This window comes from Streptomyces sp. NPDC060000, from assembly GCF_042737375.1.
In the GTDB taxonomy this organism is placed as follows: domain Bacteria; phylum Actinomycetota; class Actinomycetes; order Streptomycetales; family Streptomycetaceae; genus Streptomyces.
In genome coordinates this window covers 56030-70272 of the sequence record NZ_JBHWUU010000015.1, presented here as the reverse complement: position 1 = coordinate 70272, position 14243 = coordinate 56030, and the positions used below count along the sequence as shown (strand labels likewise).

Below are 14243 nucleotides of genomic sequence, written 5' to 3'. Positions count from 1 at the left end.
CCGGCCACGTGTGGCCGCCGACCACCGCTCCCCCTGCTCGGCGCAGCCTGCCCGCGTGAGAGCGTACGGCCCTCCCGGGGCAGGTGCCGGACGAGCCTGCCGCCCGTCGGTCCACCCAGTTCACCGGTCACCGTCACCTCCGTCGGCGTCGCCGTCACCGTCACCGCCGCCGTCACCGTCACCGTCACCGCCGTCGCCGTCGCCGTCGACGCACTGATGTCGGTCCTGATGTCGCTCGGTGTCACGCCCACGAGGTGTAGCCGTCGTCCACGCGGATCGCGTTGATGCCGCTGATGTGCCGGGACCCGCAGCGGTCCTGTCGGAGGACGAGCTGAGGACCGGTACGGGCACCGTCAGCCGGGCCGGCCGGGTCAGATTGCCGGCGAGACGAGCTCCGCCACCGGACCGGACGACGGATTAGCCATGGAACCGGACACGGGCCGGACGACGGGCCGGACGACGGGCCGGTCGCCGTGTCGGCGGCTGCGAGGGGATGGCTCACGGGCTCCACCTCCTGGATGACCGTACCCGTACCCACCTCCCGTGCAAACGCACATGCCACCCACGTTGATCACAGTTCCGGCTCATGCGAAGTGACAGGAGACTTTCACCTTGCATCTGCGGCAGTATCATCAGGCGTCCGTCAGACCAGAGGGAGTGGACCCGTGATGACCCGTACCGCGCGCCGGACCGGCCGATCGATGCAGGTGGCGGCCCTGGGGGTCACCTCGTTGCTGGCCCTGAGCGCCTGCTCGTCGTCCGACCGCTCCTCGTCGGCGAAGTCGGATTCCTCCACGTCCGCGTCCTCGTCCTCCGCCTCGGACAAGCTGTCCGGCACGGTGACCGTGTTCGCCGCGGCCTCCCTGAAGGAGAGCTTCACGGCGCTGGGCAAGGAGTTCGAGAAGGAGCACCCCGGCACGAAGGTCACCTTCAGCTTCGGCGGCAGCGACTCGCTCGCCGCGAGCATCACAGGCGGCGCCCCGGCGGACGTGTTCGCGTCCGCCAGCCCGAAGACGATGAAGATCGTCACGGACGCGGGGGACGCCTCGGGGACGCCCGCCACCTTCGTCCGCAACCAGCTGGAGATCGCCACCCTGCCGGGCAACCCCGACAAGGTCTCCACCCTCGAGGACCTCACCAAGTCGGGCCTGAAGGTCGTGCTCTGCGACAAGACGGTGCCCTGTGGCGCCGCCGCCCAGAAGGCCCTCGACGCCGCCGAACTGAAGCTCACCCCCGTCTCCTACGAGCAGGACGTCAAGGCCGCTCTGACGAAGGTGGAGCTGAAGGAGGCCGACGCGGCCGTGGTCTACAAGACGGATGTGCACGCCGCGGGTGACAAGGTGGAGGGCGTGGAGTTCCCCGAGTCCGCCCAAGCCGTCAACGACTACCCGATCGTCCAGCTGGAGGACGCGAAGAACACCGGGGCCGCCACGGCGTTCATCGCGCTGGTGCAGTCCGCCGAAGGCCAGAAGGTCCTGACCGAGGCCGGGTTCCTCCAGCCGTGAACGCGCTCGACAGGTCCGGCGCCGCGACCGACACCCTCCGGGGCGGTTCGCGGCGTCGGCGCGCCCGGGCCCAGGTGCGCGGGGTGCCGTTGCCACTGCTGGTGCCCGCGCTGATCGGCCTGGCCTTCCTGATCGTGCCGCTGATCGCCCTGCTCGTACGGGCCCCGTGGCGCAGCCTGCCCGAGCTGCTGAGCAGTGCCGAGGTGTGGCAGGCGCTGCGGTTGTCCCTCGTCTGCGCCACCGCCGCCACCGCGGTGAGCCTGGTCGTCGGCGTGCCGCTGGCCTGGCTGCTGGCCCGGGTCGAGTTCCCCGGACGCGGACTCGTGCGGGCCCTGGTCACCCTGCCGCTCGTCCTGCCTCCGGTCGTCGGCGGTGTGGCCCTGCTGATGGCGCTCGGCCGCAACGGCATCGTCGGCAAGTGGCTCGACTCCTGGTTCGGCGTCACGCTCCCGTTCACCACCGCCGGGGTCGTGGTCGCCGAGGCGTTCGTCGCCATGCCGTTCCTCGTCATCAGCGTCGAGGGCACTCTGCGCGCCGCCGACCCGCGTTACGAAGAGGCGGCCGCCACGCTCGGTGCCTCCCGCTTCACCGCGTTCCGCCGGGTCACGCTGCCGCTGATCGCACCGGGCATCGCGGCCGGCGCGGTCCTGGCCTGGGCCCGGGCGCTCGGCGAGTTCGGCGCGACGATCACCTTCGCAGGCAACTTCCCCGGCCGTACCCAGACCATGCCGCTGGCCGTGTACCTGGCCCTGCAGAGCGACCCGGAGGCCGCCATCGCCCTCAGCCTCGTCCTGCTGGCCGTGTCCGTGGCGGTGCTGGCGGGCCTGCGCGACCGTTGGATGACAGCGGGATGAGCCGGCCCGACGAGGCCGCCTCCGCCGCCCCGCACGCATCGGACGCATCGCGCGCACCGCACTCACCGCACGCACCGGACGCGTCCGCCGCCCCCGACGGCCACGCAGGCGCCGACGCCACGGCATGCGTCTACGGTCACGCAGGCACCGCCTCCGAGGCCGGACTCGACACCCACCTCGTCGTCGAACGCGGCGCGTTCCGGCTCGATGTGGCGATGACGGTCGCGCCCGGTGAGGTCGTCGCCCTGCTCGGCCCCAACGGCGCCGGAAAGACCACCGCGCTGCGTGCCCTCGCCGGTCTTACGCCGCTCACCGGCGGCCGTCTGCGGCTGGACGGCACTGCGCTGGAACGTACGCCGCCGGAGTCCCGCCCGGTCGGTGTCGTCTTCCAGGACTATCTGCTCTTCCCGCACCTGAGCGCCCTGGACAACGTGGCCTTCGGACCGCGCTGCCAGGGCGCGACCAGGGCGCAGGCGCGGGCGCAGGCCGCCGAGTGGCTGGACCGCCTGGGTCTCACGGAGCACGCCGGCGCCAAGCCACGCAAGTTGTCCGGCGGTCAGGCCCAGCGGGTCGCCCTGGCCCGTGCGCTGGCCACCCGCCCGCGTCTGCTGCTCCTCGACGAGCCGCTGGCCGCACTGGACGCCCGCACCCGTCTGGAGGTCCGTGCCCAACTACGCCGCCATCTGGCCGAGTTCGAGGCTGTCGCCGTCCTCGTCACGCACGACCCCCTGGACGCCATGGTGCTGGCCGACCGGCTGGTCGTCGTCGAACACGGCCGGGTCGTCCAGGAAGGCGCCCCGTCCGACATCGCCCGCCATCCCCGTACGGAGTACATCGCGCAGCTGGTCGGCCTGAACCTCTACCGGGGCGAGGCCGACGGTCACACCGTCCGCCTCGACGCCGGCCCGCGCCTCACCACCACGGAGGTCCTGTCCGGCCCGGTCTTCGTGGCGTTCCCGCCGAGTGCGGTCACCCTCCACCGCTACCGGCCCCACGGCTCCAGCGCGCGCAACCTCTGGCGCTGCCGGGTCGCCGGTCTGGAGACCCACGGCGACCAGATCCGCGCCGACCTCTCCGGAGAGCTCCCGCTCGCCGCGGACCTCACCACGGTCGCCGCCGCCGAACTCGATCTCCACCCCGGCGCGGAGGTGTGGGCGACGGTGAAGGCGGCCCAGACCCACGCCTACCCGGTCTGAGACCCCGCCGGCCCCGCTCGGCCAGGGCCCGGCCGGGACCGGCCCGAACAGGGCCCGGCGGGGACCGGCCGCTCAGCCGGCCGTCAGGGTGATGTCCCGCTCCTGTGCCGCGTGGAAGCGGGGCAGCGGCAGGCCGCCCTGGGGACGCAGCTCCATCAGCGTGGCCTCGACGTGGGCCGCGCCGGGGGCAAGGTCGTTCGGAGTGGTCTTGCCGGTGTTCTGCCAAATGTGTTCGGCACCGTCGCACACTGCACGGGTACCGCCGATGCCGTGCCGGCCCTTGCCGGAGTCCCGGCCGACGGAGGAGCTGACGAAGACGGGGCCCGTGTTGCCGACACAGCGATACGTGCCCGAGAGGGTGATGGTGCCGTCCGCGGCGATACGGCCGACCGGGTCGGCGGTGACGTAATCCGACGGATCCGCGGTGGCCGTGACCGCCGGGGCGGCGAGCAGGATCAGCACGGCACCGGCGGCCGCGGCGGAGAGGGTGCGGCGCAACGACATGGAGGAACCTCCTGTTGTGGGGGCCTCCACAGGTACCCGGCGGACACGCCCGGGGCGGTGATCGTCACTCCTTCGGTGGCGAGTCCGCACCGGTCGTCGGCGAACGGTCCTGGGGTTGTCCTGGTGCTGTCACGCTTGCCGGCACCCTCTGGAGATGCCCGCGGGCCGGGCGCATGCTCTGCCCATGGGGGCCGACCGGACGGCCGACCCCACCGACGTGGAGGTACTCCATGTGTTCTCTCCAGCTCCCCAGCGCTTCTGCCGACGCCCACTCGGTACACCTCGCGCACATCGTCGCCGCCCACCCCGAGCAGGGCTGGAACCTGCTGTGCGACGGCACGATCGTCTTCGACGACTCCGGCGAGCTGCTGCCCGACGGCCGGGTGGTGGACCCGCACCGGGTGACCGCCCAGCAGCTCGCCGTCGCCGCCTGACCGAACCTGCCTGACCGAACCTGCCCGGCCGGTGACGCGCGGCTGGGCTCGGACAGCTGGAGGCGGACGCCTGGTGACGGGCGGCCGGTGACTGGTGTCGGTCGCTGATCCCGGTCACCCGGTCGCTGATCCCGGTCACCCGCTCACCGGTCCCGATCACCGTCACTGGTCACTGGTCACTGGTCACTGGTCACGGCAAAGGGTCCCGGTCAGCGATCCAGTACCGCGAACCCGTCCAGTTCGACGAGGGCCTGTTCGTCCCAGAGCCGTACGATCCCGACGACCGCCATCGCCGGATAGTCACGTCCCGCCGACTCCCGCCAGATCGCGCCCAGTTCGGCGGCGTGCTCGCGATACGCGGCGACGTCCGTGACATAGACGGTGACGCGCGCCAGGTCCGACGGCGTGCCGCCCGCCGCCCTCAGCGCGGCCAGCAGATTCGCCAGCGCCCGGGTGAACTGTTCCGGCAACGACTCCCCCACGACCTTCCCGCCGGCGTCCAGTGCGGTCTGGCCCGCCAGGAAGACGATCCGCCGGCCGGCGGCGACGACGGCGTGGGAGAAGCCGGTGGGCGGGGAGAGTTCGGGCGGATTGACGCGCTCCATGCTCACCTGGCCTCCAGGTCTGCGAGTTCGGCGTACAACTCCCGCGCGATGATGCCGCGTTGGACCTCACTGGCACCCTCGTAGATCCGCGGCGCGCGTACCTCCCGGTAGAGGTGCTCGAGCAGATGGCCGCGCTGCAACGCCCGTGCGCCATGGAGTTGCGCGGCCGTGTCGACTACGTACTGCGCGGTCTCGGTGGCGAACAGCTTGGCCATCGCGGCACGCTTGGGAACGTCGGTTGCGCCGCTGTCGTACGCCGCTGCCGCGGCGTGGACCATCAGACGCGCGGCCTCCGTGCGCAGGGCCATCTCGGCGACCTGGTGGGCGACGGCCTGAAGGTCACTCAACTTGCCTCCGAAAGCGTCTCGTTGTGCGGTGTGGGCCAGGGTCGCGTCGAGTGCGGCCTGTGCCATCCCGACGGCGAAGGCGCCGACGCTGGGGCGGAACAGGTTGAGGGTGCCCATGGCGACCCGGAAGCCGCGGTCGGGCTCGCCGAGCACGTCGTCCATCGTGACCGGGACGGCGTCGAAGCGGAGGGCGCCGACGGGGTGCGGGGAGAGCATGTCGAGGGCGGAGCCGGTGAGGCCGGGGCGGTCGGCGGGAACCAGGAACGCGGTCACGCCCCGGGCGCCCGCCCCCGTGGTGGTGCGGGCGAAGACGGTGTAGAAGTCGGCTTCGGGAGCGTTGGAGATCCAGCACTTCTCCCCGGTCAGCCGCCATCGGTTCGGTCTGCCCTGCCCGTCCAGCCCGTCCTTCGCGTCCCGCCCGTCCGGTTCGGCCGCAAGTGACAGGGCCGCCGCGTCCGAGCCCGCGCCCGGCTCGCTCAGGGCGAACGCGGCGATCGCGGCGCCGTCGGCGACACGGGGCAGCCAGTGCCGCCGCTGGGCGGGTGTGCCGTGGGCGTGGACCGGATGCGCGCCCAGCCCTTGCAGCGCGAGCGCGGTCTCCGCCTCGGTGCAGGCGTGGGCGAGGGACTCGCGCATCAGACAGAGGTCGACGGCGCCGGAGGTGAACAGCCGCGGCAGCAGCCCGAGCCGGCCGAGTTCGGCGACGAGCGGGCGGTTGACGCGTCCCGGTTCGCCCTTCTCCGCGAGTGGGCGGAGCCGCTCGGCGGCCAGGGCACGCAGCTCGGCGCACCAGGCGGTCTGTGCCGGTTCGAGCGAGAATGCGGGCATCGCCTGTCCCCTCTGCTGTACCTGCCGTACGTGACGTGCCTTGTCCGAAGCCTTCCTTACCTGCCGCGCCACACCTGACCCCTGCCCCACCGGTGCCTGCCCCACCGGTGCCTGCCCCACGAGGATATCGCGCACCGTTGACTGTCGTCACCAAGGCGCTACGCTCGTTGCGCGACCCCAAGACGAGGCCGGCCCGGGCAGCCCAGCCGGACAGTCCATCCAGGCAAGGGGGCGAACGCCCATGAACGTCTCGGCCCACGTCGACACCTTCGCGCGCGACCACCTTCCGCCGCCCGGCCTGTGGCCGGACCTCCGCTTCGATCTGCCCGAACTGCACTACCCCGACCGGGTGAACTGCGCCGCCGAGCTGCTCGACCGCGCCGACCCGGAGCGGCCCGTGTTCCACACCCGCTCCGGCCCGTCCTGGACGTACGGGGAGCTGCGTACCCGCGTCGACCGGATCGCTCATGTGCTGAGCGGCGATCTCGGAGTCGTCCCCGGCAACCGGGTGCTGCTGCGCGGCCCCACCACGCCCTGGCTCGCGGCCTGCTGGCTGGCGGTGCTGAAGGCGGGCGCGATCGCGGTCACCGTGCTGGCCCAGCAGCGGCCGAAGGAACTGCGCACCCTGTGCGAGATCGCGCGGGTGGAGCACGCGCTGTGCGACATCAGGGCCGTCGACGACCTCGCCAAGGCGGAGATACCCGGGCTCCGGATCACGACGTACGGCGGTGACGCGCCCGACGACCTGCTGAACCGGTCGGCGCCGCCGGATCCGTACGAGGCTGTCGCAACGGCTTCCGACGACGTGGCGCTGATCGCGTTCACCTCCGGCACCACCGGCCGCCCGAAGGGCTGCATGCACTTCCACCGGGACGTGCTGGCGATCGCCGACACCTTCTCGCGGCATGTGCTGAAACCGCTGCCGGACGATGTCTTCGCCGGCAGTCCCCCGCTCGGCTTCACCTTCGGCCTCGGCGGGCTGGTCGTCTTCCCGATGCGGGCCGGCGCCAGCGCGCTGCTGCTCGAACAGGCGGGCCCGCGGCAGCTGTTGTCCGCCATCGCCGAACACCGGGTGACCGTGCTGTTCACGGCGCCCACCGCCTACCGCGCGATGCTCGGCGACCTGAACCGCCCGCACGAGCGGAACGGCCCCGGCGCGCACGACGTCTCCTCGCTGCGCCGTTGCGTCTCCGCCGGCGAGAACCTGCCCGCCGCGACCTGGCGGGCCTGGCACGAACGGACCGGGCTCCGGCTGATCAACGGCATCGGCGCCACCGAGCTGCTGCACATCTTCATCTCGGCCGCCGACGAACACATCCGGCCCGGTGCGACCGGCGTCCCCGTCCCCGGCTGGCACGCGCGCGTACAGGACCCCGGCGGCAGCCCGGTGCCAGACGGTGAGCCCGGACTGCTGGCCGTGCGCGGCCCGGTCGGCTGCCGCTACCTCGCAGACGGCCGCCAGCGGCAATACGTGCGCGACGGCTGGAACGTCACCGGCGACACCTATGTCCGCGAGACCGACGGCTACTTCCGGTACGTCGCCCGCGCGGACGACATGATCATCTCGGCCGGGTACAACATCGCGGGCCCCGAGGTCGAGGACGCGCTGCTGCGCCATCCGGACATGCTGGAGGCGGCGGTGGTGGGACGGCCCGACGCACACCGGGGACAGGTGGTCGTCGCGTTCGCCGTCCTGCGGGAGGGTGCCCTGCCCGACGCGGAGGCACTGCGCGACTTCCTCAAGGAGGAGCTGGCACCGTACAAGTGTCCGCGCGAGTTCGTCTTCCTGGACGCGCTCCCGCGCACGGCGACCGGAAAACTGCAGAGATTCAGACTGCGCGTCGAGGGTGACACCCACGACCACACCGCAAGCCTCACCCAGAGCCATCACCTCGGCGATGACACCGATGGTGACCAGCAGTGATACCGAAGACCTAAGATGATCAACGTGTCCGACCAGCCCGCACCCCGGTCTCTCATCGTCACGCTCTACGGCGCGTACGGCCGCTTCGCCCCGGGCCCGGTGCCCGTCGCCGAGCTGATCCGGCTGCTCGCCGCGGTCGGTGTCGACGCGCCCTCCGTGCGCTCCTCGGTGTCCCGGCTGAAGCGACGCGGGCTGCTGCTGCCGGCCCGTACGGCGCACGGCGCGGCCGGGTACGAACTGTCCGGCGAGGCACGGCAGTTGCTGGAGGACGGGGACCGGCGCATCTACGCCACGACCCCGCACGCGGACGAGGGCTGGGTACTGGCGGTGTTCTCCGTGCCGGAGTCGGAGCGCCAGAAGCGGCACGTGCTGCGGTCGCGGCTCGCGGGCCTGGGGTTCGGTACCGCCGCCCCGGGCGTGTGGATCGCTCCGGCGCGTCTGCACGACGAGGCCCGGCACACCCTCCGGCGGCTGCGTCTCGACCCGTACGTGGACCTCTTCCGGGGCGAGCACCTGGGCTTCTCGCCGACCGTCGAGTCCGTCGCCCGCTGGTGGGACCTGGCGGCCATCGCCAAGGAGCACGAGACGTTCCTCGACAGCCACGCCCGCGTGCTGCACGCCTGGCGGCAGCGTCCGGACACCCCGCCGGAGGAGGCCTACCGCGACTACCTCCTCGCCCTGGACTCCTGGCGTCACCTGCCCTACACCGACCCCGGCCTGCCCGCCCGTCTGCTCCCGGAGGACTGGCCGGGAGCCCGCTCGGCAGCGGTCTTCCAGGGCCTGCACGACCGCCTGCGCGACGCGGGCGCGGAGTTCGCGGGAGTGACCCCGGACGCGCCGTGAGTCACCCGGCCGGACCTCGGGTTCCGCGGCCGGTCCTCTCCGCCGCGGGCGGGTCCGTACGGCCGGTGCGTGGGGGACGGCTTCCCGCCCGGTAGGGGGCGGGCCAGGTGGCGCCCGGTCCGGTGTAGTTCTGTTCGGCGGCCGCGTGCAGGGTCCAGTTCGGGTCGTAGAGGTGGGGCCGGGCGAGGGCGCACAGGTCCGTACGGCCCGCCAGTATCAGCGAGTTGACGTCGTCCCAGGAGGAGATGGCGCCGACCGCGATCACAGGTACCTTCACCTCGTGCCGGATCCGGTCCGCGAACGGGGTCTGGTAGGAGCGTCCGTACTCGGGCCGTTCCTCGGCCACCACCTGTCCGGTCGACACGTCGATCGCGTCGGCGCCGTGCGCGGCGAAGGCGCGGGCGATCTCGACGGCGTCGTCGGCCGAAGTGCCGCCCCGGGCCCAGTCGGTGGCGGAGATGCGGACGGTCATCGGCCGTTCGGCCGGCCATACCGCGCGGACCGCGTCGAAGACCTCCAGCGGGAACCGCAGCCGCTTGGCGAGCGAGCCTCCGTAGGCGTCCGTGCGGTGGTTGGTCAGCGGGGAGAGGAATCCGGAGAGCAGGTAGCCGTGGGCGCAGTGCAGTTCGAGGAGATCGAAGCCGGACCGGGCGGCCCGCCGCGCCGCTTCGGCGAACTCGTGCCGGAGGTCGGTGAGTTGGGCCCGGGTGAGCTCGCGGGGCATTTGACCGTCCGGCTTGTACGGCAGCGGGGAGGCGGCCACGAGCGGCCAGTTGCCGTCGGGCAGTGGTTCGTCCATGCCCTCCCACATCAGTCTCGTCGAGCCCTTGCGCCCGGAGTGGCCGAGCTGGACGCCGATCGCGGTGCCCGGCGCCCGGTCGTGCACGAAGTCGGTGACGCGCCGCCAGGCATCGGCCTGCCGAACGGTGTAGAGGCCGGTGCAGCCGGGCGTGATGCGCCCTTGAGGGGACACGCACACCATCTCCGTCATCACCAGTCCGGCCCCGCCGAGTGCGCGGGCGCCGAGGTGGACGAGGTGGAAGTCGCCGGGCAGGCCGTCGGTGGCGGAGTACATGTCCATGGGCGAGACGACGACCCGGTTGCGCAGGGTCAGGCCACGCAGCCGGAACGGGGTGAACATCGGGGGCGTCCCGGGCGGGCAGCCGGCCTCCCGCTCCACGGCCTCGGTGAAGCGGGGATCGCGCAGCCTCAGGTTGTCGTGGGTGACCCGGCGGCTGCGGGTGAGCAGGTTGAAGGCGAACCTTCGGGGCAGCTGGTCGAGGTAGAGGCCGATGTTCTCGAACCACTCCAGGCTGGCTCGGGCGGCCCGCTGGGTGGAGGCGACGACGGGCCTGCGCTCCTCCTCGTAGGCGGCCAACGCCTCGCGGATGTCCGGGCGTTCGCGCAGACAGGCCGCCAGCGCCAGGGCGTCCTCGACGGCGAGCTTGGTGCCGGAGCCGATGGAGAAGTGGGCGGTGTGGGCGGCGTCGCCCAGCAGGACGACATTGTCGTGCGACCAGCGTTCGTTGACGACGGTACGGAAGACGGTCCAGGCGGAGTTGTTGGTTTTGAGTGAACGTCCGCCGAGGGCGTCCGCGAAGATCTTGGCGCAGCGCTCGACCGACTCCCGCTCGTCGAGTTCGTCGAAGCCGGCTGCCCGCCAGACCTCCTCGCGCATCTCGACGATCACGGTCGAGGCGTCAGCCGCGTAGGGGTAGCCGTGCAGTTGCATCACGCCGTACGGGGTCTCGGCGATCTCGAAGCGGAAGGCGTCGAAGGCGAAGTCCGCGGCGAGCCAGATGTAACGGCAGTGGTGGCCGGCCATATGGGGGCGGAACACCTGGGCGTACGCCTCACGGGTGGTGCTGTGCACACCGTCGGCGGCGATGACGAGGTCGTACTCCTCGGCCAACCGGGCGGGGTGCGGCGCCTCGCTGCGAAAGCGCAGGTCGACGCCGAGGGAACGGCAGCGTTCGTGCAGGATCTCCAGGAGTCCGCGCCGGCCGAGGGCGGCGAAGCCGTGCCCGGTGGAGGTGTGCCGGGTGCCGCGGTGCACGATGTCGATGTCGTCCCAGCGGACGAAGGCCCGCTGGAGGGCCGCGAAGACCTGCGGGTCGGCGTGTTCTATGCCGCCGAGGGTCTCGTCGGAGAGGACGACTCCGAAGCCGAAGGTGTCGTCGGGGGCGTTGCGTTCCCACAGGGTGATCTCGCGGGTGGGGTCGAGGCGTTTCAGCAGGGCCGCCGCGTAGAGACCGCCGGGGCCGCCGCCGATGACCGCGACCCGCAGGGGGCGGCTGGTCGGTTCGGGCGGCTGCGGGTGCGTGGTGGCCGGTCGTGCCCCTCGGCGGAGCCGCTTGTCGACACTGTCCCGCACCCCTGGGGATGGTGCCCGCACGCCGGCCGCCACGCCTACCGCCCCCGCCACTTCGGAGGCCGCTTGTCCTTGAACGCCGCGTGGAACTCCGCGTAGTCCTCGCCGTTCATCAGGAGGGCCTGGGTCGCGGCGTCCAGTTCCACCGCCGCCGCCAGGGGCATGTCCAGCTCGGCCGTCAGCAGGGCCTTCGTCTGGGCGTACGCCAGGGCCGGGCCGTCGGCGAGGCGACGGGCCAGCGCCTGTGCCGCCTCGTCGGACCTGCCCTCGTCCGTCAGTTCGCTGATCAGGCCGATGCGCTCGGCCTCGGGGGCGCGGACGGTTTCCCCGAGCATGAGCAGCCGGGTGGCGTGACCGAGGCCCACGACCCGGGGCAGCAGATAGGCGGCCCCCATGTCGCCGCCGGAGAGACCGACACGGGTGAAGAGGAACGCGAAGCGGACGCTGGGGTCGGCGATCCGGAAGTCCGCGGCCAGGGCGAGGACCGCGCCGGCGCCCGCGGCCACCCCGTGCAGGGCCGCGACGACCGGGAACGGGCACTCCCGTACGGCGCGCACGACCTGGCCGGTCATCCGGTTGAAGTCGAGGAGCCGGCCGGTATCCATGCCGAGGGTGGCGCCGATGATCTCGTCGACGTCTCCGCCGGAACAGAAACCGCGGCCCTCGCCGGCCAGTACCAGGGCGCGGACCGACCGTTCCCGGGACAGTTCGGCGAGCAGGTCGCGCAGGTCGGCGTAGGCGCCGAAGGTGAGGGCGTTGAGTTTCTCCGGACGGGCCAGGGTGACGGTGGCGACACCGTCGGTGAGTTCGACGCGCAGGTGGCGCCAGTCGGAGGTGCGGGCGGCGGAGCCGGTGAAGGGACTCATGAGGGCGGCCTCCTCGACAGTCACCTCCGAAGTTATCACCTACTTCTGACTGTCGTCATGAGTACGCGATAGAACGGCCGGGGAGAATCACCGTGTCACCGCACGACATGTTCTCGTCACACACGTCACCGGTCGTCAATAGCGCGGTAACAACGGGATCGGATGCGCGAGCGTGACCGTTGATGGGGGTAAGCCGCCGGACAGGGACCGAAGGTCCCCTACGGTGCCCGCCGAGCGCCTCTGCCGGAGGCCGCCGTACCATTCCTGAAGTTGAAAGCAGGACCGTCTGATGTCGATCACCGGAACCTGCGCCATGAACGGACTCGCCTTGCACGAACGCCCCTCCGAGCCGGCCGCCTCCTGGCGTATCGCGCTGCCGCACTCCGCCGCGGCCGTGCCGGTGGCCCGTGCGCTGGTCCGTACGGCGCTGGCCGATTTGAAGCACGGGGCCGACAGCGACACCGCGGAACTGCTCACCGCCGAGCTGGTGGCGAACGCCGTGGAGCACACCGCGGGGGAATCCCCGATCGAGCTGGTGCTGGAGCTGCAGCCGACCGGCTGCCGGGTCGAGGTGCACGACCCCGACCCGGTGCCGCCCGGCGATCTCACCCGCCCTTCCGGGGAGGAGCCCGATCCCTGGCAGGAGCACGGGCGCGGGCTGCTGCTGATCCGCGCCCTGAGCTCGTCCTGCGGGCACCGGCCCACCCAGCAGGGCAAGGCCGTGTGGTTCAGGCTGGCCGCCGTACCACCGCAGTGGCGTCCGCACCCGGCGTGACGTCGGCCGCTGCGACCTCCTGGGGCCCGGCCTCGCCGGACCCCGCCCCGGCGGGAGTGACCCGCGTCGACCGTGCGGCGATCACCGCGAAGCCGAGGACGGTGAAAGGCCCGCCTTCCGCGGCGGGACCACTCAGGCGAGGGTCGCCACGAGTACGGCCTTGATCGTGTGCAGGCGGTTCTCCGCCTCGTCGAAGACGACCGAGTGAGCCGACTCGAACACCTCGTCCGTCACTTCGAGGGAGTCCAGGCCGTGGCGCTCGTGGATCTCGCGGCCGACCTTGGTGCCGAGGTCGTGGAAGGCCGGGAGGCAGTGCAGGAACCTGACGTCCGGGTTGCCGGTGGCACGCAGGACGTCCATGGTCACGGCGTACGGGCCGAGGGCGGCGATCCGCTCGTCCCACACCTCCTTGGGCTCCCCCATGGAGACCCACACGTCGGTGGCGACGAAGTCGGCGCCGGCCACGCCCTCGGCGAGGTCCTCGGTGAGCAGGATCGTGGCACCGGAACCCTCGGCCAGTTCACGGGCCCGCGCGATCACCTCGTCCGCGGGCCAGTACTCCTTGGGCGCGACGATACGGACGTCCATGCCGAGCAGGGCTCCGGTGACCAGGTAGGAGTTGCCCATGTTGAACCGGGCGTCGCCGAGGTAGGCGAGGGCGATCCCGCCGCCTGCGAGATCCTTGTCGCAGTGCTCGGTCATCGTGAGCACGTCGGCGAGCATCTGGGTGGGGTGCCAGTCGTCGGTGAGACCGTTGTACACGGGCACGCCCGCGTGGGCGGCGAGCTCCTCGACCTTGTGCTGACTGTCCCCCCGGTACTCGATGCCGTCGTACATCCGGCCCAGCACCCGGGCGGTGTCCTTCACGGACTCCTTGTGCCCGATCTGGGAGCCGGAGGGGTCGAGATACGTCGTCGAAGCGCCCTGGTCGGCGGCGGCGACCTCGAACGCGCAGCGGGTGCGCGTCGAGGTCTTCTCGAAGATCAGGGCGATGTTCCTGCCGCGCAGGTGCTGGACCTCGGTCCCGGCCTTCTTGGCGGCCTTCAGCTCGGCGGCCAGCTCGATCAGGCCGCGGAACTCCTCCTCGGTGAAGTCCAGCTCCTTGAGGAAGTGGCGGCCGGCGAGGGCGGTCGGAACTGTCGCCATGGGGGTCGCTCCAGAAGTGCGGTGAAGAGATGCAGTGCACGGCAC

General features: G+C 72.0%; 13 protein-coding genes. 7 read left to right on the top strand and 6 right to left on the bottom strand.

Going from position 1 to position 14243, the window contains the following annotated elements:
* The first annotated feature begins 668 nt into the window (after positions 1-668).
* From modA to ACFWBB_RS10955, 3 genes are read left to right on the top strand one after another with little or no spacing between them, the layout of a single operon-like run.
* On the top strand, positions 669-1505 hold the full coding sequence (gene modA / locus ACFWBB_RS10965) for a molybdate ABC transporter substrate-binding protein (protein WP_385269392.1): 837 nt from the start codon (positions 669-671) through the stop codon (positions 1503-1505).
* Positions 1502-2359 (top strand): molybdate ABC transporter permease subunit, encoded by an 858-nt coding sequence (gene modB / locus ACFWBB_RS10960; RefSeq protein ID WP_385269390.1) that lies wholly within the window; start codon positions 1502-1504, stop codon positions 2357-2359. Before modA ends, modB begins: the two co-directional genes overlap by 4 nt.
* Positions 2356-3555 carry an ABC transporter ATP-binding protein gene (locus tag ACFWBB_RS10955; RefSeq protein WP_385269388.1) on the top strand — a complete coding sequence of 400 codons (1200 nt, stop codon included), beginning with the start codon at positions 2356-2358 and terminating at the stop codon, positions 3553-3555. The genes modB and ACFWBB_RS10955 overlap by 4 nt, the downstream gene beginning before the upstream one ends.
* A 72-nt stretch (positions 3556-3627) precedes the next feature.
* Here ACFWBB_RS10955 and ACFWBB_RS10950 read toward each other — a convergent pair whose 3' ends face one another.
* Complete coding sequence (locus ACFWBB_RS10950; protein ID WP_385269386.1) at positions 3628-4059, bottom strand: DUF6299 family protein; 432 nt, start codon at positions 4057-4059, stop codon at positions 3628-3630.
* Between the two features lie 230 nt (positions 4060-4289).
* Between ACFWBB_RS10950 and ACFWBB_RS10945 the strand changes: the two genes are divergently transcribed.
* On the top strand, positions 4290-4493 hold the full coding sequence (locus ACFWBB_RS10945; RefSeq protein ID WP_385269384.1) for a DUF5999 family protein: 204 nt from the start codon (positions 4290-4292) through the stop codon (positions 4491-4493).
* A 209-nt stretch (positions 4494-4702) separates the two neighbouring features.
* Here the strand turns inward: ACFWBB_RS10945 and ACFWBB_RS10940 are convergent, their stop codons facing one another.
* Together ACFWBB_RS10940 and ACFWBB_RS10935 are read right to left on the bottom strand one after the other, a co-directional pair.
* Positions 4703-5104: a RidA family protein gene (locus tag ACFWBB_RS10940; RefSeq protein WP_385269382.1), complete on the bottom strand. Its 402-nt coding sequence runs from the start codon at positions 5102-5104 to the stop codon at positions 4703-4705.
* Positions 5101-6273, bottom strand: coding sequence for an acyl-CoA dehydrogenase family protein (locus ACFWBB_RS10935; RefSeq protein ID WP_385269380.1), 1173 nt, complete (start codon positions 6271-6273; stop codon positions 5101-5103). Before ACFWBB_RS10935 ends, ACFWBB_RS10940 begins: the two co-directional genes overlap by 4 nt.
* Positions 6274-6514: 241 nt before the next feature.
* On the opposite strand from ACFWBB_RS10935, the gene ACFWBB_RS10930 reads away from it, so the two are divergent.
* Together ACFWBB_RS10930 and ACFWBB_RS10925 are read left to right on the top strand one after the other, a co-directional pair.
* A complete protein-coding gene (locus ACFWBB_RS10930; protein ID WP_385269378.1) occupies positions 6515-8197 on the top strand; it encodes an AMP-binding protein in 1683 nt (560 codons plus the stop codon).
* Between the two features lie 15 nt (positions 8198-8212).
* The gene (locus ACFWBB_RS10925) at positions 8213-9040 is read left to right on the top strand and encodes a PaaX family transcriptional regulator C-terminal domain-containing protein (RefSeq protein ID WP_385269376.1); all 828 of its coding nucleotides are present in this window, start codon (positions 8213-8215) and stop codon (positions 9038-9040) included.
* A gap of 1 nt (position 9041) precedes the next feature.
* On the opposite strand, the gene ACFWBB_RS10920 is transcribed toward ACFWBB_RS10925, so the two are convergent.
* Complete coding sequence (locus ACFWBB_RS10920; RefSeq protein ID WP_385269374.1) at positions 9042-11414, bottom strand: bifunctional salicylyl-CoA 5-hydroxylase/oxidoreductase; 2373 nt, start codon at positions 11412-11414, stop codon at positions 9042-9044.
* Positions 11415-11449: 35 nt separating this feature from the next.
* Entirely contained in the window at positions 11450-12277 is an 828-nt protein-coding gene (locus ACFWBB_RS10915) for an enoyl-CoA hydratase family protein (RefSeq protein ID WP_385269372.1), read from the bottom strand.
* 289 nt (positions 12278-12566) lie between these two features.
* Between ACFWBB_RS10915 and ACFWBB_RS10910 the strand changes: the two genes are divergently transcribed.
* Entirely contained in the window at positions 12567-13052 is a 486-nt protein-coding gene (locus ACFWBB_RS10910; RefSeq protein WP_385269370.1) for an ATP-binding protein, read from the top strand.
* A 132-nt stretch (positions 13053-13184) separates the two neighbouring features.
* Here ACFWBB_RS10910 and argF read toward each other — a convergent pair whose 3' ends face one another.
* Complete coding sequence (argF, locus tag ACFWBB_RS10905) at positions 13185-14198, bottom strand: ornithine carbamoyltransferase (RefSeq protein WP_385269368.1); 1014 nt, start codon at positions 14196-14198, stop codon at positions 13185-13187.
* Between the last annotated feature and the right edge of the window lie 45 nt (positions 14199-14243).